We start from the raw sequence: 19972 nt of genomic DNA, 5'->3' as shown, positions 1-19972 counted from the left end.
ATGGCAGACGAAGAACCCGAAGACAACTCGGCCGAAGACGAGCCCCAGGAGCTCGAAGACATCAGCGGCGTCGGTGCGAGCAAGGCGGAAGCCCTGCGCGACGCCGGATTCGACTCCATCGAGGACGTCAAAGAGGCAGACCAGGACGACCTGGCCGAAGCCGAAGGTATCGGGAACGCACTTGCGGCCCGAATCAAAGCCGACGTCGGCGACCTCGAAGTTTCCGAAGAGACCGACGCCGAGATCGAAGACGAAGGCGTCGACGAGGAAGCCGAAGCGGCCGACGACGTCGAGACCGAACTGCAGCCCCGCGGGCTGACCGAGAAGACGCCCGAACTCTCCGACGACGAGGAGCGACTCCTCGGCCGCCGGCAGAGCGAAGGCAAGCCGCAGTTCAACCGACAGGACTACCACAAGAAAAAGCGGACGCCGGAGTCCTGGCGCCGCCCACGCGGGCAGCTATCGAAACAGCGACGCGGTATCAAAGGCAAGGGCCCCAAGGTCCAGGCCGGCTACCGCACCCCCGAAGCCGTGCGAGGGAAACACCCCAGCGGCTTCGACGAGGTCTACGTCGAGAACACGAACGACCTCGAGGGTGTCGACGGCTCATACGAAGCGGTCCGCATCGCCTCCTCGGTCGGCGCGCGCAAGCGCGAACGGATCGAAGAGCAAGCAGAGGAACAGGGCGTTCGCGTCCTGAACCCGACCTACGAAGAAGTCGAGGTGGAATCAAATGACTGATCTCTCCGCACAGAAGCGACTCGCAGCCGACGTCATGGATGTCGGTCAGAACCGCGTCTGGCTCGATCCCGACGCCCAGTCGGAGATTGCCGAAGCGATCACCCGCGACGAGATCCGCGACCTCGTCGACGAAGGTCGCATTCAGGCTGACGACGCCTCTGGCAACTCTCGTGGCCGTGCCCGTGAGCGCAACAAGAAGCGCGCCTACGGACACCAGAACGGGCCGGGCAAGCGCCGCGGCAAGAAAGGCGCACGCCAGAACGAGAAAGACGAATGGCAGAACAAGATTCGCGCACAGCGACGGAAGCTGCGTGAACTCCGCGATTCGGGCGAGCTGACGCCCACGCAGTACCGACAGCTCTACAAGAAGGCTGGCGGTGGGGAGTTCCGGAGCGTCCAGTACCTGTTGAACTACATCGACGAAACCTACGGTGACCAATAATGGCGACAGGACCACGATATAAGGTACCGATGCGGCGTCGCCGTGAGGTCCGGACGGACTACCACCAGAGGTTGCGCCTGCTGAAATCGGGAAAGCCCCGCCTCGTCGCTCGCAAGAGCAACAAGCACACTACGGCGCAGCTGATCACTCCCGGACCTCAGGGAGACGAGACGCTCGCAAGCGCACACTCCAGCGACTTGGAGGAGTACGGCTGGGAAGCCCCGACATCCAACATCTCCGCGGCGTATCTGACCGGCCTGCTGGCCGGCAAACGAGCCGTCGACGCCGGTCTCGAGGAAGCGGTCCTCGACATCGGTCTCAACACGGCCACACCCGGGAACAAGGTGTTCGCAGTGCAGGAAGGGGCCATCGACGCAGGCCTCGAGATTCCGCACAACGATAGCGTGCTCGCGGACTGGTCGCGTACCCGCGGCGAACACATCGCCGAGTACGCCGAACAGCTCGACGAGCCGCTGTACAGCGGGGAGTTCGACGCAGCTGATCTCCCAGAACACTTCGACGAGGTACGAGAGGCGATTCTCGAATGAGCAACTACAACGACAGCGGATGGGAACCCGTCACCCGTCTCGGTCGGAAGGTCCAAGAGGGCGAGATCGACGATATGGCGACCGCCCTCGCCTCGGGACTCCCGCTGAAGGAACCCGAGATCGTCGACCAGCTCCTTCCCGGACTGGACGACGAAGTGCTGGACATCAACATGGTCCAGCGGATGACCGACTCCGGACGCCGCGTGAAGTTCCGATGCGTCGTCGCGGTCGGTAACCGCGACGGCTACGTCGGCTACGCGGAAGGCCGAGACGACCAGGTCGGCTCCGCCATCCAGAAGGCGATCGGTATCGCGAAGCTGAACATCATCCAGGTGCCACGCGGCTCCGGTTCCTGGGAGGACCGTTCGGATCGGCCACACTCGCTGACCCGACGGACGACCGGCAAAGCCGGCTCCGTCGAGGTCGAGGTCATCCCCGCGCCCGAAGGGCTCGGACTGGCTGCGAGCGACACCGTCCGTCACGTCCTCGAACTGGCCGGCATCGAAAACGCCTGGACCAAGAGTCACGGCAACACTCGAACGACCGTCAACCTCGCGAAGGCGACGTTCAATGCACTCGAGAACGCATCGCAGTCGCGTCAGCCCCAGCAGCGGGGTCGACAGGACGAAGCCGAGGTGGCTGACCAATGAAAGCGATCGTTCAGGTCCGCGGTGAGGTCAACCGCAAGGGCGATATCCAGGACACCCTGGAGATGCTCAACATTCACAGCGTCAACCACTGCACGCTCGTCCCCGAGACTGACGCCTACCAGGGCATGATCTCGAAGGTCAACGACTACGTCGCCGTCGGCGAACCGGACGCCGACGTCCTCGAGACGCTGCTCGCGAAGCGAGCGGAGCCCCTCGAAGGCAAACAGGCAGACGTCGACGAGGAGTGGCTCGCGGAGCACACCGACTACGAGGACTTCGGTGGACTCGCCGAGGCACTACTCGCAGAGGAGACGACGCTGCGCGAGCAGGGTCTGTCGCCAACGCTTCGACTGCACCCACCACGAGGCGGCCACGACGGCATCAAGAAGCCGACTGTCGAAGGCGGCCAACTCGGAAAGCATACAACAGCGCAGATTAACGACCTGTTAGAATCGATGCGATAACCATGACGAGTAAAAAACGACGCCAGCGCGGATCGCGCACTCACAGCGGCGGCACCCACAAGAACCGACGCGGTGCGGGCCATCGCGGTGGCCGCGGCCGTGCTGGACGTAGCAAACACGAGTTCCACAACTACGAACCGAAGGGCAAACACGGCTTCAAGCGACCGCAGAACATCCGCGACGAGGTCGCGGAGATCGACGTCCAGAAACTCGACGAGGACGCGATCCTGTACGTCGCCGACGATCTCGCGGACGAGACCGACGACGGCTACGCGATCGACGCTCGCGACGTCGTCGAAGACGGACACGAGGTCGACATAGTGAAGGTTCTCGGCTCGGGACAGGTTCGAAACTCCCTCGAAATCACGGCAGACGACTTCTCCGAATCCGCCGCGGAGAAACTCGAGGCTGCCGGCGGCGAGGCCGTGCTCACGGAACGAGCACAGCAGGCCGCGGCAGCCGAGGCCGAGGAAGCCGACGCCGACGACGAACAGAACGAGGACTAACAGATGGGATGGAAGGAAGCCGCTGAACCGGTCTTGACGCGGATGCCTGCAGTCCGCCGTCCGGAGGGACACGTTCCCTTCAAGCGCAAGCTGGCGTGGACTGCGGGGATCCTCGTGTTGTACTTCTTCCTGACGAACATCGCCTTGCTCGGGTTGCAGGGCGGAGAGGCGACCGACATCTTCGGCGAGTTCCGTTCGGTGCTCGCCGGCGAGATGGGGTCGCTGATGCAGGTCGGTATCGGACCGATCGTCACCGCCAGCATCGTCTTACAGCTGCTCGGTGGTGCCAACCTGCTCGGTCTCGACACGGACGATCCGCGGGACCAGGTGCTCTACCAGGGGCTGCAGAAACTGCTCGTCATCATCATGACGGCGCTGACTGCGCTCCCGATGGTGTTCGCCGGCGGCTTCCTGCCAGCCCAGCAGTCACTGGCTCTCGGCGGATTCGAGTTCGGACAGACCGAGGTCCAGGTGCTGATGTTCACCCAGATCTTCATTGGCGGGATCCTCATCCTGTATATGGACGAGGTCGTCAGTAAGTGGGGGATCGGCAGCGGGATCGGGCTGTTCATCATCGCCAGCGTGAGCCAGCGACTCGTCACCGGGTTCATCCAACCCAGCGCCGACGGGTTCTTCTACGACTGGTACCGGATCCTTACCGGCCGGATCGAAACCGGCTCGCTCGTCTCCGGCGACGGACTCTACACGCTTTTGCTCGGCGAGGGACAGATCGTCGCCTTGCTGACGACGCTACTGATCTTCAGTATCGTCGTCTACGCGGAATCCGTGCGGGTCGAGATTCCGCTCAGTCACGCCCGCGTCAAGGGTGCTCGCGGACGCTTCCCGGTGAAGCTCATCTACGCGAGCGTCCTGCCGATGATCCTCGTCCGCGCGCTGCAGGCGAACATTCAGTTCATGGGGCAGATCCTGAACAGTCAGTGGGCCGGAATGCCCACGTGGCTGGGTAACTACTCCGGCGGAGAGCCCGTCAGCGGGTTCTTCTACTACACCGCGCCGATCTACTCGCCACAGGATTGGATGTGGTGGACCGGTGCCGTTACCCAAGAGACGTGGATGGTGTTGATCCGTATCTCCGTCGACCTAACGTTCATGGTCGTCGGCGGTGCGGTCTTCGCCATCTTCTGGGTCGAGACCACCAATATGGGTCCTGAGGCGACCGCGCGTCAGATCCAGAACTCCGGGATGCAGATTCCCGGCTTCCGGCAGAACGTCGGCGTCATCGAGAAGGTCATGGAGCGGTACATCCCGCAAGTGACCGTCATCGGTGGTGCGCTCGTGGGACTGCTGGCCGTCTGGGCGAACATGCTCGGGACGGTCGGTGGTGTTACGGGAACCGGGCTGCTGCTGGCCGTCTCCATCACGTACAAGCTGTACGAGGAGATCGCCGAGGAGCAGATGATGGAGATGCATCCGATGATGCGCCAGATGTTCGGCCGGGAGTAGCGACCTTCTTTCCTCTTTCCGTTATTTTCGACCCCGGTAGCGACAGCCATTCCGTTCCGCTCAAGTCCGCCGTACGGAATTGTCACGGTGACCAACGAGCCTCCCTGCGCTCGCGTGACGAGTCCGAGGGCCTCGCGATTATGTCCGTCTGCCCGTTAGCTGTAGTACGATGACCCGGCGACTAGCGTCGAATTGTCGACACAGACGGAACCGCTCCGTCTCGCAGACATCGGCCGACCGTCGTGTGGCGACACCGATCAGTGCCGGCGGTTACGTCCTCCGTCGCGAACTCGAGAGCCGGCGCGTACGTCTTCGACCGGATAGCCGGACCGAACGGGACGTCACAGACGGACGTAGTTCGATAGCGACGACAGTGGACACTTCAATTGGCCTCTCCAGCGGGGACGATACTCCGAACGGGGATGATTGTCACCGGAACTGAAACTGATTCCGAACGGTCACCTGTTCGATCGATCCGACTACGGGTCGGAGTCGGCGCAATCGGTTAGCTCGAGGACTGGGAATCGAGACCGCACTTGCCGAAGCGGCGATACCCTCGAGCAAAATCTACAACTGGTGACAACGACAACCGTTCAGGGAGAAGAGAACGTAAAACGACGGTGAGGGACGCTTACTGGATGGAGTAGCCCGCCGCAACCGTCAGCAGGAACACCATGAACACGGCGGTGAGCATCAGGTAGGTGATCGAGCGCGGTTCCTCCCGCAGGTGCTGGAAGTAACCGGCGATCAGCAGCGACTTGACGATCGCTAGGATAACCGTCCCGGCGATCGCCATCTGCTCCGTGAATAGCTGGTCGAGCTCGAAGAACAGGAACTTGCCCGTCCCGAGCGCTAACAGTACGACGTATATGAGAGCGTATGTCCGAACGTCAGCCATTGGTGTACAATCCGGATGACGGCCACTTATACCTTCCTCATACGATCGGTCGCGACCGCTCGCCGACGGGTCGTACCGCTCCGAAACGCCTGTCTTGGCGAACATCTTCGGGAGCACCATCGTCCAAAACGACACGTAGATGGGGCCACAGCCTAACGCTCGAGCAATGAGTGGACGTCGGGCCCTCCTTCGGCGAACCGGCATCCTTAGCGCCTTCGTGCTCGTCGCGCTCGCCGTCGGTGCCGGCATCGTCGCCGCGAGCAACGTCGCTGTCGGGCTTTCCGAACAAAGCGGCGAGACGGCGGTCCCGACGTGGCTGTATCTCGCGACGGGTGGCGGCGTCATCGGGGCGTCGGCGCTGATGACGATGCTCGTGACCGATCGCGATGTTATCGGCAGCTTCCACGACGATACGGTCGGATTCCCCGCGGAGCGTCTCCAAGCGGCGGGCTCGCTGTTGCTCGGAACGCTCGGCATCGGCGCTCTGGTATTCATCGTCGTCGTCGGCCTCGTCGGCCCTCAACTCGGCAATTTCAGCGCTGCCGTCCTGTTGACGTTCGTCGGTGGCCGTGCGCTGTTGACGATCGTCGCTTACACCGTCGGCAATCCGTGGCGCGCACTCAACCCGTGGCGTCGCATCGCCGTCTTCCTCCCGAACGGCTACGCCACCTACCCCGCGTGGCTCGGCTCCTGGCCCGCCGTGGGCGCGCTCCTCGCGCTCATCTGGCTCGAGTTACTGCTGCCGTTGAGCAGTTCGGCACGCGCGCTCGTCGTCGTGGTCCTCGCGTACTCCGCGTTCACGATCGGCGGTGCCGTCGTCTTCTCCCCCGAGACGTGGTTCCGAAGAGGGGATCCGATCTCCGTCTGGTTCCACCTCTACGGCGCAGTCGCTCCCCTACAGCGGACCCAAGACGGGCTCGAGGTTCGCTATCCCGGCTCGAGGCTCGGCGACGACGACGTGGTCACCGACGTCTCGCTGGTCGCGTTCGTCCTCGTGCTCGTCTGGGAGCTGACCTACAGCGGCTTCATCGTCACCGAGCCGGGCGTTCGAACCGTCGAACTGCTCGTCGCTCTCGGGATCCCGCCCCAGATCGTCTATCTGGGGCTATTGCTGGCCGGCTTCGCCCTCTTCTGGACGGTGTACTGGACCGCCGCCGCCAGGACGCGCGAACGCGCCGAGACGTACCTCTCGCGGCGCTATCTCGCCCTCCGATTCGCACCGCCGCTGCTCGCCATCGCGGCCGGCTATCACTTCGCCCACTACATCGGGTTCTCGATCTCGCTGTGGCCGTCGCTCGTCGATACGATGGCTGCCCCACTGAATCCGCCCGAGAACCCGACCCAGTACGTGCTGACGTCGTGGTTCGGCTACGTCGAGATCGCCGGAATCCTGCTCGGTCATATCCTCGCCGTCTGGATCACCCACGCCGTCTCGTTCGAATTGTTCCCCGGAAAGCTGCAAGCGATCCGGAGCCAGTACCCCTTCATCGTCGTCATGATTTTCTTTACCATGGTGAGTCTGTATCTCGTCTCGGTGCCCGCTACGGAACCGGTCTACGTACCGGGCTGAATCGTCTCGGCCGACGGACGATCGCCAGTCACCGCCGATCGAACACCGAAATACACAGTATCGAACCGCCCCAAGTCACGGCCAACGAATGCGCCTCGAGCACCGACCGACCGTCGAGTTGTATCCGGAAGCCGTCACGGAGTGCGAGTACGACGTGCCGTCGGACGAGATGCCCGCGACGACCTGTCCCTACTGTGGCCGCCCGTTTCGCTCCGCGCGGTACGCCACGTACCACCTCGGGGTCTCCCACCCCGACGAACTCACCGCAGACGAACGCACGGCGTTCGAAGACGAGCGCGACGACGAGGAGTACGAACTCTTCACGTTCCACCTCAAAGCGGCCGTCACCGTCTTTCTGACCTACTTCATGTTCACCTTCCTTTACGCGCTCGTCTGGGCCGGCTGAACGGATCGATCCACTCTCCAGAATCTCTTTATCGCATGACTACCCAGTTGGCGTATCATGGCGGCACACCGTGTGGTCCCGACTGCCGGGACCGTTCGTCTTCTGACCGTTGCACTCGCCTGTCTAGTGCTGACGACGGCGCTGCTTACCCCCGCGCTCGCTGCGACCAGTGGATTCGAGCACCCCACCGTTGACGGCGGCGGAACGGGTACGATTCAGCTTCAGACGACGGCTGACTCGGCGGACGGCGTGATCCACACCGACGTCGAGGACTCCGTCGAGTCGGCCAACGGAACGATCGAGGTCGTTCTACGACTCGAGGAAGCGACCATCCCCGCGGACGCGACTGCGGCGGAAGCAGAACGGCTCCTCGAAGACCACGCCGAGGAGACACAGGAGTCGCTCCTCGAGCACGTCGCCGACACACCCGGCGTCAGCGTCGAGTCGGAGTTCTGGCTGACCAACGCCGTCCTCCTCGAAGTCGACGCCGATCGGATCGACCTCGAGACCCTCGAGGTCCTCGCGGCCGTCGGCCCCGTCGAAGCGGTCCACGAGAACTTCGAGCTCTCCGTTCCCGAGGAGCCGACGGTCGACGGGACGGCTAGTACGGCGGAGATACTCGTCGACAGCGACGAAATCAGCGGTACGTCTCAGCTAACGACGCCCGGTATCGCACAACTGAACGCGCCGGCGGTTTGGGACTCGTACGACACCCGCGGCGACGGCGTCAGGGTTGCCGTGCTCGACACCGGCGTCGACGCCGATCATCCCTCGATCGACCTCCACACTGAGGATCCGTCGGATCCGACGTATCCGGGCGGCTGGGCCGAGTTCGACGCGGCGGGCGAGCGCGTCGAGGGGTCGACGCCGTACGACTCCGGCACCCACGGCACGCACGTCAGCGGGACGGTCGCGGGCAACGCCGCGAGCGGGGCACAGATCGGTGTCGCACCGGACGCGGAGTTACTCCACGGACTCGTCTTGCACGAGACCAGCGGCTCGTTCGCACAGATCATTGCCGGTATGGAATGGGCGCTCGAGGAGGAGGCGGACGTAATCAGTATGAGTCTCGGGGCGACAGGCACACATAGCCCGCTGATCGGTCCGGTGCAAAACGCCGTCGATAGCGGTGCCGTCGTCATCGCAGCGATCGGTAACGACGGCGAGGAGACCTCCAACTCGCCAGGAAACGTCTACGAGGCGATCAGCGTCGGCGCCGTTCACACGGACGGAACCGTCGCTTCCTTCTCGGGCGGCGAAACGATCAACCGAAGCGACTGGACTCACGAGCAAGCGTCGTGGCCGTCGTCGTACGTCGTCCCCGACGTGGTGGCACACGGTGTCGCCGTCTTCAGCGCGGTCCCTGGCGGCGGATATCAGCCCATACCGGGCACCTCGATGGCGACACCACACGTCTCGGGAACGGTCGCGCTGATGCTGTCGGCCGAACCCGATGCAACGACCGAGGAGATCTCGACGGCACTCTACGGGACGACCTGGAAACCCGACGGCGCAGATACGGAGACGATGGACACGCGCTACGGGCACGGTATCGTCGACGCGAAGGCTGCGACCGACGCACTCGTCGACACTCGCGAAGCGATCGGTACCGATTCGGCGGATAGCGCGACCGAGACGGAATCGAGAACGACGGCACCCTACAGCCAACTGTTCGCCGCTGGCGTATCGGTCATCGTAGTGCTCGTCGCTGTCATCGCACTGTTCGCCGCCCGCTCGGCGTCTCGAGAGACCGAGCGTTGAGCCGGCGGGAACATCTCGGCCGTACGCGCGGTCTCGACCCACGATTCTTCTGGACCGGAAGACGCGTTCCGTGATTTTTTCGAGCGTCGTGTGCCCTGACAGTCGCGACGAGAGACGAGCGTACGGTCGGCGATCGGGAACCACGCTCTCGGGAGAGTTACAGTCCGGTTCGGACGGAGCGGAGATCGCCACTCGCCGGCGTGTGAGCGAGTCGGAGCGTAGCTACGGCGGGTAGCTGATCGGAACCGTTCGGTCGGGTAACGACTTCCAGACGGATCCGACTCAGCGCAGCGACTATAGTAACAACTGAAACGATTTACACACCGATCGCACTATCGCAGTTCTCGCTCACTTCGTTCGCTCACGGATCGCTTGCGCTCCCCGTTCGCTTTTCGCGGTTCTCGCTCACTTCGTTCGCTCCGAACCGCGTACGCTCCGAACCGCGCAGCCGTCCTGCGATCGGATGTGCAGTGACGTTCAGCGACTACTATCGCTAACGCTCGGGAGGAACTACGGCTTCACAAATACCGAAATTCGAATCCCGTGTAGCGGATGGCCGCTACATCAGGTAGAACAGCGGGAACAGGAAGACCCAGACGATGTCGACGAAGTGCCAGTAGAGGCCGAAGAACTCGACCGGCCGATGATCCTCGAGGTAGGCATCGACGCTCAGGATCCGGTAGATCATGAAGACGGCGATGAGCAATCCGAGGACCACGTGCAGTGCGTGCAGTCCCGTCGTGACGAAGTAGATGGAGTACTCGATACCGTACCACCAGTAATCGCCGTCGGCGAACTTCACGCTGTACTCGTAGGCCTTCACGCTCATGAACGCCAATCCAAGGAGGAGCGTCGCGCCCATGGCGCCGAGCAGCCCCTTCTTGTTCTTGCGCTCGGCGAAGACGAGCGCGAGGATGACCGTGAAACTCGAGGTCAGCAGGATGTAGGTGTTGAGCAGGCCGGGCCAGGAAGCGAATGGGACTGTCGTCCAGTTGTTCCAGCCCATGTGCAGGCGCATGAAGATGAACGCGCCGATCGCGGCACCGAAGACGACGACGTCCGACGCCAGGAAGAACCAGACGCCGAGTTTCGTGTTGCCGACGCCCTCGAACGGCCAGCGCTCAGCGATCGCCATCTCGGGCGCGTTGAACTCTTCCATACCGAACTTGTACAGCGTGACCGCGAGGATGGCCAGTCCGGCGACGATAAGGATCGGGTACAGGATGGTCTGCTCGGCTCCAGTTCCGACGCCCTCGAGCCCTCGTGCCTGGGCGAACTCGACCACGTACGGCGTCAGGCCGGTCAGGCCGAGGAAGAACACGAAGGTCCCGAATCCGACACCGAGCGGCCAGATACTGGCGTGGTCGGCGTGTTCCTCTTCGCTCGTATCGACTGCCGTCGCTTCACCGTGGCCGGTGGCGACGCCGCCGTCGGTGGCCGCCTTGGAGTCGTCAACGAACTCGAGTCGGCCGCTGGCGTAGCTCGGCCGACCGTCCCAGTTCTCGAGGGGCGGGGGCGAGGGGATCGCCCACTCGGCGGTGCGGGAGAATTCCCACGGGTTATCGGGTGCGTCGGGCCCCGAAATCCAACTTTTCGCAAAGGTGTAGAACATGATCAGGAACGACGCGCCCAGAACGAACGCCCCGACGGTCGCCATCTGATGGTAGATCTGCATCCCTTCGCCGTAGTTGAAGACGCGCCGCGGCGTCTCCCAGGCGAGGAACATCGGGAAGTACAGCAGGTTGAAGCCGATAAAGTAGACCGCGAAGTTGAGTTTGCCGAGCGTCTCGGAGTACATCTTCCCGGAGATCTTCGGCCACCAGTAGTAGAGGCCGGCGATCAGCGCCGTCACGCCGGAAACCATCACGTAGTGGAAGTGTGCGACGACCCAGTAGGTGCCGCGGAACTCGTAGTCCAGCACGACGGCACCGAGGAAGACTCCCGTGATGCCGCCGAGAATGAACAGGACGAGCGCACCGAGGCTGAACAGGAACGGCGTCGTGAACCGAACGCGGCCCTTGACCATCGTGTAGATCAGCGCGAAGACCATCAGGTCAAAGGGCAACGAGATCCCGATCGTCGTCGCCATGAATAGCGTCTTGATCTCGAGGTTGATCGTCGTCAGGAACATGTGGTGCATCCAGACCAGGAACGACTGGACGGCCACGAGGACCATCGCGATGATAACCCACTTCCGACCGACGAGCCGTCGACCACAGAAGGTCTGGAACGTCTCGAACATGATCCCCAGCGCAGGGAAGAAGACAATGTACACCTCCGGGTGCCCGAAGAACCAGAACAGGTGCGCCCACAGCAGACCCGATCCCTGATCTGTTGCGAAGTACTGCGTGAGGAACAGCCGGTCGATCGACAGCAACAGCAGTGCGGCGAGCAGCGCCGCGAACGCGAACAGCATCATCCAGACCGTTAGCAGCCACGACCAGGTGAACATCGGCATGTTCCAGAGGCCGAGTCCCTCTGCGCGCGACCGGTGAATCGTCGTGAGGAAGTTCACCGTCCCGAGCGTAATCGAGAAGACGAACAGCAACAACGCGAGGACTGTCGCATTGCTGCCAGTCGTCGCCTCCATCGCAGGGGTGTACGTCGGCACGTTCAGTGGCGCGTACATCGTCCACCCGCCCGCGAACGTTCCTTGCTGGAAGAACGAGATGGCGATGAGGATGCCCGAGAACAGGTAGAACCAGTAACTCAGGGCGTTCAATCGCGGGAACGCGAGGTCCTTCGCCCCGATCTGCAGCGGCACGAAGTAGTTCGCGAATCCGGACGCAATCGGGGAAAGGAACCAGAACACCATCAACAGTCCGTGGGCTGAGACGGCCTGGTTAAACTGGTTCCCCGTAAGCAGTCCCGTTCCACCCGTTTCCCAGAGGTGAGCGCGGAAAATCAGCGCGAGCACGCCGCCGAACAGAAGGAAGAACAGCGCCGTCGCGAGATAGAGAATCCCGACGTCCTTGTGGTTCGTCGTGACGAGCCATCGCTTGACGGACGTCATCGGGGGCAAGTCACTCATCAGTCCTCACCTCCTTCCTCATTGCCTTCGTCCGCTTCTTCGCCGTTCGCTTCGTCCTCGTTGTTTTCATCGTTCTCCTCGTCCTCTTCATCTTCCTCACCGAGCGTGTAGGTCTCGCTCGACGGACTGGTAATGGAGAGCTCGTCCTCGATCGTCTCGAACTCCTCCTCTTCGAACTCGATTACCAGGTCGTACTCACCACCCTGTTCGATGTCTTCGATGGTGATCGTGTCGTTATCGAAGTCTTCCTCGGTATACGAGTACGCGAGGTCCTCGTCAAACTCGTCGTTCTCCTGGTGGACGAGTTCGAGCGTGAGTGGACCGGTTTCGTTGATCGGTTCGCCCTCCGGGTCTTCGAAGCTGATCTCGAGGTTGAACCGTTCGTCGAGCCATGTTTCGAACTCGTCTTCCGGCAGTACCTCGACGGTACCGTCCATCTGCGTGTGCTGGTCACCGCAGAGTTCGAAGCACTCGATTTCGTGTTCCGCATCGGCGTCGTCGGCAATGAACCACGTCTCGTCGTACTCGCCCGGGATCGCGTCCGCTTTCACACGGAGATCGGAGATCCCGAAGGTATGCCAGACGTCGCCAGAGGTCACCTGAATTGCGACCGGATGATCTTCAGGAACGGTCATCGTCCCTCTCTCTACGGCACCGTTTTCGTATTCGAAAGACCAGGCAAAGCCTTGGCCGACCACTTCGATATCGACCGGTTCCTCTTCGAAGTCGTCCTGCGGGTCCTCGACGTACAACAGCATTCCATACGTCCAGATTACCAGCGAAATAACGATAATGGCGCTGATTCCGAACGATAGGAACAGTTTCTTTCCACCCTCTCCGCCTGTCGGTAACTCCCCGAGTGTGGGCAGCGAATCGTCGGCTTTCGCGTCGTCAGTATCGCGATACTTGTACGCGTTGTACAAGGTGTACGCGATGACGACGACACCGACGAGCGTTCCGAGTGCGAGAAACACCTGAAAGATGCTCTCGAACACGTCTACGCGCGTCTGCACCTGCATCGGGGTCGTAAGTGCGCTGAAGATTGTATTCACCTCGTTTGTATACCGCTTATATCTCGGACGATGATGGCCGGGGACACTTATCTATTTGGAAACGGCCCGATTGAATCGGTCTCGTCGTCCACTGTTACCGCGGATATCGGCGTTCGATTACGGTGACCCTTGCCATTATTTCTCAGTCCCTCAACATCCGCTTTGGGGGAGAGACCTTTTTTCTATCGCTGTGGGTCGAAATTCCTGTCTCGTATCGGACAGCTACTCGGGGAATTTTCGCCCGAAAGCGAACGTGTTCGGACCGCGAGCAACGGGGAAATTACAACGGCGCACCAACCCCCGTCGTACCACGCGGTAATTCGCTCGCGCGCGCTACGGGTGTCGTCGCGAACGTGACCGAAACTAGGTCACGTTCTCGATGACGTTTTGCGGAACGTTCTATACCGTTGACCACATATGAGTACACATGCCAGAAGAGGTTCTCTTCAAGTTCGAGCAACGCATGGAGCGTGCCGAGATCGCCAACTACCTTCGAACCGTTGCCGACAGCCTCGAGAACGGCGACTCGATCTCGCTCGAAGCAGGTGGCGAGTCGGTAACGATGGATCCGCCCGCTCGGCCGACGTTCGAGATCAAAGCCGAACGAGAAACCTCCAGTTCGGCGCCCGACGGCCCGGGCGAGCTCGGACTCGAGTTCGAACTCGAGTGGGACGAGGGTGAAGATGGGGAGGAAGCCGGCGACGGCACGCTCTCGATCGACTAACTGGCGGATCGACTCGGGTCTCGAAATAGTCTCGCGGAGGACGGCGAGTCAGATCTCCACGACCCAGATACGAACGTCATCGGGGAGTTCGTAGACTCGTTGGAAAATCGCGTCGAGACACTGGGCGATCCGGTTGGGATCCGCTTTCGCACTGATACGAACGTTGACGCCTTCGGCATCGTCCGGCCGGTGGATCTCGTCGATCTTGAACGCCGGGAACTCTCCGAGGACGGTTTTGAGGGTCTCGAGTTCCGTATCCGTACAGTCGACGTTGATCGTTCCGTCGCCGAACTGGATCCAAGGGAGACCGAGCTCCGGATCGAGTCCGTCGCCGGCACCGACGTCGCTTTCGCCCCCGTTGCCGTCATCGAAGGTCCCGTCGTCGCCGTCCGTATCGAACACCTCACCGTCGACCTCGAGGGTCACGAACTCGCTTCCTCGCTGCCGGTGAGCCGTGATCGCATCGACGTACAATTTTCGTCGCTCCGCCGGGTCGGCCGCCTCGAAACGGGTCATACTGCAGAGGATGTGCGCGTTTCTTTAAGCCTTTATGTGACGCCGGTGAACGAGGGCGTATGGCACAGCCACGAATTCTGATCCTGGGGGCGCCCGGGGCAGGCAAGGGGACCCAAAGTGCAAAGATCACCGAGGAGTTCGACGTCGATCACATCACCACCGGCGACGCGCTCCGAGCGAACAAGGACATGGATATCTCCGATATGGACACCGAGTACGACACGCCACGCGAGTATATGGACCAGGGCGAACTCGTCCCCGACGACGTGGTCAACGCCATCGTCGACGAAGCCCTCTCCCAGGCCGAGGGCTTCGTCCTCGACGGCTACCCGCGAAACATCGAGCAGGCCGAAGAACTCGAAGGGATGACCGATCTGGACGTCGTCCTCTACCTCGACGTTGGCGAGGACGAACTCGTCCACCGGCTCACCGGTCGCCGGATGGATCCCGAAACTGGTGATATCTACCACATCGAGTACAACCCGCCGGAGGACCCCGACGTGGAGGCCCGACTCGAGCAGCGCGACGACGACACCGAGGAGACCGTCAAGGAACGGCTTCGCGTGTTCCGAGAGAACACCGAGCCGGTTATCGAGTTTTACGAGGATGAGGGGTCGCTCGAGCGAGTCAACGGCGAGCAGGCACCCGACGAGGTTTGGCAGGACGTGAAGGCAACGATCGAAGACGCAGCGTAACGACCGTTAGTTGTTTTTAATATCTACTTCGTGATGAGCGACGTTGAGGTATGTCAGTCGAGGTGGGAGTGAATATTCATCAGGGTACATATCGATATCCGCATCCTGAAGATCCGTATCGTACGTGAAGTCCATTGCATTCGAATGGACATCAACTGAACCGGCGACGATCGACCCGAAAATTTCCGGGTTTGACTGGATACATACCTGGACATCGGTGTCGCATTGGCCAGCGCGTTCTCCCCAGCTGTCTTTATCGCTGGCTGCGTAAAGGACTCCCTCGAACTGCGGTGACCCGCCTGTTCCGAAGTCTACTCCCATCTCGGAGGTTCCGTAAACCTGAATCAATTTGGCACTTTCACGCGTACACGACTGTACACAAATGTCGCCACCACCATCCATAATCAGATCCCCGCCGGCGTACACTCGGAGGTGATGGTCGTCGTCCCAGTCGTCTACCGTGATCGTCTTTCCGTCGGCAAGGATATCGTCCTCGACAATGAGCGTCGCATTTCCGTCCGATAGATCGAACTCGAAGTGACCGGATTCCTCGATAGACTCCGTGAAGTACGTCCCTGCGGATAACTGATCTTCGCCGTCGTGTGCTTCCTCGCCAGAGAGATTTTCAACTTCCATCTCCCCAGATTTCGCATCCGCGATCATATCGTTGACAACGGGATCAATCGGCTGCATGAGCCCCTCTTGTGCATTGTCACCGATAACACAGTCCGGATCGTGGGGTGACCCAGTACAGAAGTCATCAAGCCCGTCAGGTGGGTGTGTAACACCCGTGTCGAACGCATTTTCCATCTCTTGATAGCCGAGTTTGACGGTCACTGTCTGGTTATCAGGATCGACGTTGTCAGTTACCGTGTCACCGGCTTCCTGTTCGAAGAACCGTTGCCAGCCCCGGTAATACTCGCTTTTGATCGTGACTGTCACGTCAGCGTCTTCGACAACGTTTGCATCTGCGTACGTCGTCGTGTTCTGGTGTTTGAACTTAATGTCCCCCGAGTGGAGCGTTTGTTCACCGCTGACGGTGACTACCGGGAGTGAGAGTGTCTCACTCCCGACATCGTAGTTGATCGGTGGCGCGGAGACGACACGTGTCTCCTCACCCGTTTCTCGAAATACGCCGCCGGCCTCGTAGGCAATTTTGGTTCCGTCGTCGCTTTCGTACTCGATAGTTCCGATCGTCTCGTTGATCGGCTCGTTCAGTCCATCCGACGAAACGTTGATCCAGCCCGTGTTTTGACGTGCCACGGCACCCTGTTCTCCGGCTTCGAGATCCATCGATTGGGTGACATCGTCGTTCGTCGACGATTCGCCCATTTTCTGGCTGAGTTCGACGAAGGCTTGTTCGATCCGGTCCTGCTCGGACTCGTGTTCGATATCGGAGATCGAATCGCCAGCAACGAGAAGAATGCCGACACTGCCGGCCGCAACCATTCCAATTAAGAGGACGATCCCCAGCACCGTTGATTGTCCTCGGCCCGCCGAAATCGATACGTTCTCTCCCCGCGGTGCGATCATATCGAATATATTGAGAATCAGTATATCAATAGAGTTGTTCGATCAAACGTTCCAAAAACAGTTCAGATTCGTTCATACGTGTTTTTACTAGCGAGTAGCAGTGAAATCGTGTAGGTCAATAAGTTAGCCGACCGTGGGTGCTCGTCGTCTTTCAACAACACCGAGACAGAAGTATGACTATTTCCGCGAATTTTAGCTATCGAGGTTCACTTTGTGCTCGTCGATATTAATCACGTAATCACTCGAAGAGCCGTCGACTTGCGGATCCATCATAATATCGAGCGTGAGGTTCGCTTCCTCTTCGATCACGTCGTCAGCGATTCCTTCGAAAATGTCCTCGAGTTCGTCAGCGTTGTCGATCGTAATGTTATCTCCCCCGGTCTCGTCGGCAATCGTTTCGAGTAACTCTTCGTTCAGGTCGTCCTCGCCAAGCCCAATTGCATAGATGGTGACGCCGAGATTGTCCGCACGAATGGCCTGGTTTTCCGTTCGAGTATCTGCACCGTCAATCGTGTTGGAACCGTCACTCAACAGGATCATGACTCGTTCTCTATCGCTTGGATCCGTACCACTGTACTCGTCAAGTGCGAGATCAATCCCTGCTGAAATGTCTGTGGATCCATCTGCTGTGACCGATACGTTTTCCCGAACAGATTCAAGATTATCGCTCAACGGATGCAGTTCGTAGCCTCCGTTATCAAACTCAAATACGCCAGCGTGATCGTCGTTCGATACGCTCATCAAATCGATGAAGTTCCTTGTCGCATCAGCACGGAGCCCCCATGGATCGTTACCACTCTCTGATCCAACTATCACACTATCACCACTAGAACCGTCTTTAACTCTGACCTCAGTTGTAGAGAACCAGCCACCCATAGAGAACGATTCCCCTGGATCAACTACTGTTGGACTATCACATCCTCCAAAAATGCTACATGAGCGGGTTTCAATAGAATGATCCGCTTCTGGATCAACTGTAGCTGTGGAATACGTTGAAACTGGTACAGACTGCCAATCGCCACCCATAACTACACCTGGTCCTCCCATCGAACCAGAGCGATCAAGAACGAACGTGACATCGAGCGGATCCCTCGTTCTCGCTTCTTCGACCGAAATATTCCTGTTCTCCGGAGGAATCGCCGCGTCAGTTCGTAACGTCCGGTCAAAGTTGATTCGTGCATCCCCTTGCAGGGTCGTCTCCCCACCGACAACTGCTCCGGTGAGTTCCGCGTCGTCTTCTATCGTGAGGTCGCTGCCGGGTGCGTAAATCACACCCTCATACTTGTCTTCGACCGTGATTTGTGCATCTTCCGTTCCGTACAGCCAGAAGTCCCCTGTATTCTCGTCGGGAACGGTTATGTCCTCGACCGTTACCCCGGCGGTCGTATTGGTGTAGACGTACGTCTGATTGCCTCCAGTCACATCGATATCGGAAAGTTGGACGGGATTCGAGCCGTCGATACCGATGTGTACGTCCCCTTCCGAGGTGTCGATCGTGTCGACGTTCAGGGTATTTCCGTAGTATAGTCCAGCATCGAGGGAGTTACCGGTGATCGACTCACCATCGTCTGCAAGATACGTGAGTGCTCTATTCTCGAGTTTGTCAGTGATCGGCTGGATCTCTTCGGCGGGGCGTGACATATTTGCCACGAGCGTCTTCTCTTGATCGGTCAACCAGAAGACGGCTGTCGACCCGTCTTCCGTCGTGTTGATATACTCGTAATGTCCGGGTGCTGTCCCTTCCTCGAGAGCTGAAGCGTACCCGATCGGCGAAATCGCCGGCGTTCCGCTCGCGTCTATCGTTCCGTTGACGACGGGAACACCTTCGATATCGGCATCATCATCCAGTTCGAAGTCGTTATTGACGACGAAGAGATCTTCGGAGACGTTCGCCGTCGCATCGTGATCGTCGTAGCCCGATACGTTCAGTTCGCTGTCGTACTGATCGGTAATACTATCGGCGTACAGGCCACCGTAAATCGTCGGCCGAATACCGATCTGCGTCGCAAACGAATTGTTTCCGTCGATCGTTGCGACAACCGTTACGGTGTCGTCAGCCGGTTGGCAGATGACGTTTGTGGTTGGTTGGTTGGGACAGTCGTCACCTTCGTCTCTGGCGTCGAACTCCGATTGCAGGAACTCATACCAGCCATCGTGGTAGGGTGTGTCACTGATCGTTATTTCAACGTGACGAACGAATCCAACCTCTTCCATTGCTCCTTCAAGATCAACCGAGTCTGAATCCTCGTATTGAACCGTGTGTTCACCTTGACCGGCGTTCCCCGCAAAGTCCGCTATCGACAGATCAAGTCGACCGACTTCTTCGCCATCATTCATTTCGGTATAGTACCGGATATCGGGACTCGAAATCATCGTCGTTCCGTGTTCTTCGACGCGCCAGACCCCACCAGCCTGATACCCGAACTCATTGCCAGTAGTGTCTTCATATCTAAGGGTTCCCATCGAAATTTCATCGAGTTCTTCAGTCTCGAACCCGTTCGAAATGGTGACTGCGACATTCCCCCCATCAATCAATTCACTTTGTCCAGTCTCTGGGAGATACAGAGAACCACTCGCATCAGTGTTTAGCAAATAAGTTGTGAGGTCCTTATCAAAATTCACCATCGTTTGTTTGCCCTGCTCACCTGAGATTTGGCCTTCTATGTCTTTATTCGCGTCCATTCCAATTGAGATGATCAGGACGCTTCCAAGCACGATGAGCCCAATCAATATGATGAGCCCCACCAATGGGCTAATGCCACGATCAGCGACCCTATTATCGGATCTCCGCTTCGGATCCACCCTCATTTACTGACTCTGATATTGTCAGGCCAATATAAAACCATGGTATTAATCATATATAGATTGCCAATCAAAGAATATATGAATTAATTGGTCACACCTAATCGTTAAGTGTGATGTCTTTATTAACTGGCACCCGGCCACTACAAACGAAGATAAACACTTGTAT

Annotated in this window: 18 protein-coding genes; 12 read left to right on the top strand and 6 right to left on the bottom strand. The window is 59.6% G+C overall.

The features are described from left to right. From ACSFC5_RS07655 to secY, 7 genes are read left to right on the top strand one after another with little or no spacing between them, the layout of a single operon-like run. Positions 1 to 741, top strand: a complete 741-nt coding sequence (locus tag ACSFC5_RS07655; protein ID WP_440764625.1) for a 50S ribosomal protein L32e — start codon at positions 1 to 3, stop codon at positions 739 to 741. Beyond that, positions 734 to 1183 carry a 50S ribosomal protein L19e gene (locus tag ACSFC5_RS07650; RefSeq protein ID WP_440764624.1) on the top strand — a complete coding sequence of 150 codons (450 nt, stop codon included), beginning with the start codon at positions 734 to 736 and terminating at the stop codon, positions 1181 to 1183. Before ACSFC5_RS07655 ends, ACSFC5_RS07650 begins: the two co-directional genes overlap by 8 nt. After that, positions 1183 to 1731, top strand: coding sequence for a 50S ribosomal protein L18 (locus ACSFC5_RS07645; protein ID WP_006088317.1), 549 nt, complete (start codon positions 1183 to 1185; stop codon positions 1729 to 1731). Before ACSFC5_RS07650 ends, ACSFC5_RS07645 begins: the two co-directional genes overlap by 1 nt. Next, positions 1728 to 2381 (top strand): 30S ribosomal protein S5, encoded by a 654-nt coding sequence (locus ACSFC5_RS07640; RefSeq protein ID WP_090303777.1) that lies wholly within the window; start codon positions 1728 to 1730, stop codon positions 2379 to 2381. The genes ACSFC5_RS07645 and ACSFC5_RS07640 overlap by 4 nt, the downstream gene beginning before the upstream one ends. Beyond that, a complete protein-coding gene (locus ACSFC5_RS07635) occupies positions 2378 to 2845 on the top strand; it encodes a 50S ribosomal protein L30 (protein ID WP_440764623.1) in 468 nt (155 codons plus the stop codon). The genes ACSFC5_RS07640 and ACSFC5_RS07635 overlap by 4 nt, the downstream gene beginning before the upstream one ends. A 2-nt stretch (positions 2846 to 2847) precedes the next feature. After that, positions 2848 to 3351, top strand: a complete 504-nt coding sequence (locus ACSFC5_RS07630; protein WP_440764622.1) for an uL15m family ribosomal protein — start codon at positions 2848 to 2850, stop codon at positions 3349 to 3351. A 3-nt stretch (positions 3352 to 3354) separates the two neighbouring features. Further along, entirely contained in the window at positions 3355 to 4815 is a 1461-nt protein-coding gene (gene secY, locus ACSFC5_RS07625) for a preprotein translocase subunit SecY (protein ID WP_440764621.1), read from the top strand. Between the two features lie 631 nt (positions 4816 to 5446). Here the strand turns inward: secY and ACSFC5_RS07620 are convergent. Further along, a complete protein-coding gene (locus ACSFC5_RS07620) occupies positions 5447 to 5713 on the bottom strand; it encodes a cytochrome C oxidase subunit IV family protein (protein WP_440764620.1) in 267 nt (88 codons plus the stop codon). A gap of 166 nt (positions 5714 to 5879) precedes the next feature. Here ACSFC5_RS07620 and ACSFC5_RS07615 point away from each other — a divergent pair, with 166 nt between their 5' ends. The 3 genes from ACSFC5_RS07615 (at position 5880) to ACSFC5_RS07605 (ending at position 9450) form a co-directional block, all read left to right on the top strand. Next, positions 5880 to 7283 (top strand): hypothetical protein, encoded by a 1404-nt coding sequence (locus ACSFC5_RS07615; RefSeq protein WP_440764619.1) that lies wholly within the window; start codon positions 5880 to 5882, stop codon positions 7281 to 7283. Positions 7284 to 7371: 88 nt separating this feature from the next. Beyond that, on the top strand, positions 7372 to 7689 hold the full coding sequence (locus ACSFC5_RS07610) for a DUF7410 domain-containing protein (protein ID WP_440764618.1): 318 nt from the start codon (positions 7372 to 7374) through the stop codon (positions 7687 to 7689). Positions 7690 to 7746: 57 nt separating this feature from the next. Then, on the top strand, positions 7747 to 9450 hold the full coding sequence (locus ACSFC5_RS07605; RefSeq protein ID WP_440764617.1) for a S8 family serine peptidase: 1704 nt from the start codon (positions 7747 to 7749) through the stop codon (positions 9448 to 9450). Positions 9451 to 10009: 559 nt separating this feature from the next. On the opposite strand, the gene ACSFC5_RS07600 is transcribed toward ACSFC5_RS07605, so the two are convergent. Further along, entirely contained in the window at positions 10010 to 12481 is a 2472-nt protein-coding gene (locus ACSFC5_RS07600; protein WP_440764616.1) for a cbb3-type cytochrome c oxidase subunit I, read from the bottom strand. Further along, positions 12481 to 13500: a cytochrome c oxidase subunit II gene (coxB, locus tag ACSFC5_RS07595; protein ID WP_440764615.1), complete on the bottom strand. Its 1020-nt coding sequence runs from the start codon at positions 13498 to 13500 to the stop codon at positions 12481 to 12483. Before coxB ends, ACSFC5_RS07600 begins: the two co-directional genes overlap by 1 nt. Positions 13501 to 13960: 460 nt before the next feature. Between coxB and ACSFC5_RS07590 the strand changes: the two genes are divergently transcribed. Beyond that, positions 13961 to 14257, top strand: coding sequence for an amphi-Trp domain-containing protein (locus ACSFC5_RS07590; RefSeq protein WP_440764614.1), 297 nt, complete (start codon positions 13961 to 13963; stop codon positions 14255 to 14257). A 48-nt stretch (positions 14258 to 14305) separates the two neighbouring features. Here the strand turns inward: ACSFC5_RS07590 and ACSFC5_RS07585 are convergent, their stop codons facing one another. Beyond that, positions 14306 to 14773: a DUF7975 family protein gene (locus ACSFC5_RS07585; protein ID WP_440764613.1), complete on the bottom strand. Its 468-nt coding sequence runs from the start codon at positions 14771 to 14773 to the stop codon at positions 14306 to 14308. Positions 14774 to 14832: 59 nt separating this feature from the next. Here ACSFC5_RS07585 and ACSFC5_RS07580 point away from each other — a divergent pair, with 59 nt between their 5' ends. After that, positions 14833 to 15468, top strand: coding sequence for an adenylate kinase (locus tag ACSFC5_RS07580; RefSeq protein WP_440764612.1), 636 nt, complete (start codon positions 14833 to 14835; stop codon positions 15466 to 15468). Positions 15469 to 15474: 6 nt separating this feature from the next. On the opposite strand, the gene ACSFC5_RS07575 is transcribed toward ACSFC5_RS07580, so the two are convergent. Both ACSFC5_RS07575 and ACSFC5_RS07570 read right to left on the bottom strand, forming a co-directional pair. Then, the gene (locus tag ACSFC5_RS07575; protein ID WP_440764611.1) at positions 15475 to 17001 is read right to left on the bottom strand and encodes a DUF7289 family protein; all 1527 of its coding nucleotides are present in this window, start codon (positions 16999 to 17001) and stop codon (positions 15475 to 15477) included. Positions 17002 to 17193: 192 nt separating this feature from the next. Continuing rightward, on the bottom strand, positions 17194 to 19809 hold the full coding sequence (locus ACSFC5_RS07570; RefSeq protein ID WP_440764610.1) for a vWA domain-containing protein: 2616 nt from the start codon (positions 19807 to 19809) through the stop codon (positions 17194 to 17196). Positions 19810 to 19972 lie beyond the last annotated feature (163 nt).

This window comes from Natronorubrum marinum (genome assembly GCF_052040125.1).
GTDB lineage: Archaea > Halobacteriota > Halobacteria > Halobacteriales > Natrialbaceae > Natronorubrum.
The sequence above is the reverse complement of the archived record's forward strand: the minus strand, read 5'-3'. Positions and strand labels throughout refer to the sequence as shown.

Bases quoted from the DNA above. Each gene is read 5' to 3' on its own strand.
- ACSFC5_RS07655 (WP_440764625.1), top strand. From the start codon at position 1: ATGGCAGACGAAGAACCCGAAGACAACTCGGCCGAAGACGAGCCCCAG.
- ACSFC5_RS07650 (WP_440764624.1), top strand. From the start codon at position 734: ATGACTGATCTCTCCGCACAGAAGCGACTCGCAGCCGACGTCATGGAT.
- ACSFC5_RS07645 (WP_006088317.1), top strand. From the start codon at position 1,183: ATGGCGACAGGACCACGATATAAGGTACCGATGCGGCGTCGCCGTGAG.
- ACSFC5_RS07640 (WP_090303777.1), top strand. From the start codon at position 1,728: ATGAGCAACTACAACGACAGCGGATGGGAACCCGTCACCCGTCTCGGT.
- ACSFC5_RS07635 (WP_440764623.1), top strand. From the start codon at position 2,378: ATGAAAGCGATCGTTCAGGTCCGCGGTGAGGTCAACCGCAAGGGCGAT.
- ACSFC5_RS07630 (WP_440764622.1), top strand. From the start codon at position 2,848: ATGACGAGTAAAAAACGACGCCAGCGCGGATCGCGCACTCACAGCGGC.
- secY (WP_440764621.1), top strand. From the start codon at position 3,355: ATGGGATGGAAGGAAGCCGCTGAACCGGTCTTGACGCGGATGCCTGCA.
- ACSFC5_RS07620 (WP_440764620.1), bottom strand. From the start codon at position 5,713: ATGGCTGACGTTCGGACATACGCTCTCATATACGTCGTACTGTTAGCG.
- ACSFC5_RS07615 (WP_440764619.1), top strand. From the start codon at position 5,880: ATGAGTGGACGTCGGGCCCTCCTTCGGCGAACCGGCATCCTTAGCGCC.
- ACSFC5_RS07610 (WP_440764618.1), top strand. From the start codon at position 7,372: ATGCGCCTCGAGCACCGACCGACCGTCGAGTTGTATCCGGAAGCCGTC.
- ACSFC5_RS07605 (WP_440764617.1), top strand. From the start codon at position 7,747: ATGGCGGCACACCGTGTGGTCCCGACTGCCGGGACCGTTCGTCTTCTG.
- ACSFC5_RS07600 (WP_440764616.1), bottom strand. From the start codon at position 12,481: ATGAGTGACTTGCCCCCGATGACGTCCGTCAAGCGATGGCTCGTCACG.
- coxB (WP_440764615.1), bottom strand. From the start codon at position 13,500: ATGCAGGTGCAGACGCGCGTAGACGTGTTCGAGAGCATCTTTCAGGTG.
- ACSFC5_RS07590 (WP_440764614.1), top strand. From the start codon at position 13,961: ATGCCAGAAGAGGTTCTCTTCAAGTTCGAGCAACGCATGGAGCGTGCC.
- ACSFC5_RS07585 (WP_440764613.1), bottom strand. From the start codon at position 14,773: ATGACCCGTTTCGAGGCGGCCGACCCGGCGGAGCGACGAAAATTGTAC.
- ACSFC5_RS07580 (WP_440764612.1), top strand. From the start codon at position 14,833: ATGGCACAGCCACGAATTCTGATCCTGGGGGCGCCCGGGGCAGGCAAG.
- ACSFC5_RS07575 (WP_440764611.1), bottom strand. From the start codon at position 17,001: ATGATCGCACCGCGGGGAGAGAACGTATCGATTTCGGCGGGCCGAGGA.
- ACSFC5_RS07570 (WP_440764610.1), bottom strand. From the start codon at position 19,809: ATGAGGGTGGATCCGAAGCGGAGATCCGATAATAGGGTCGCTGATCGT.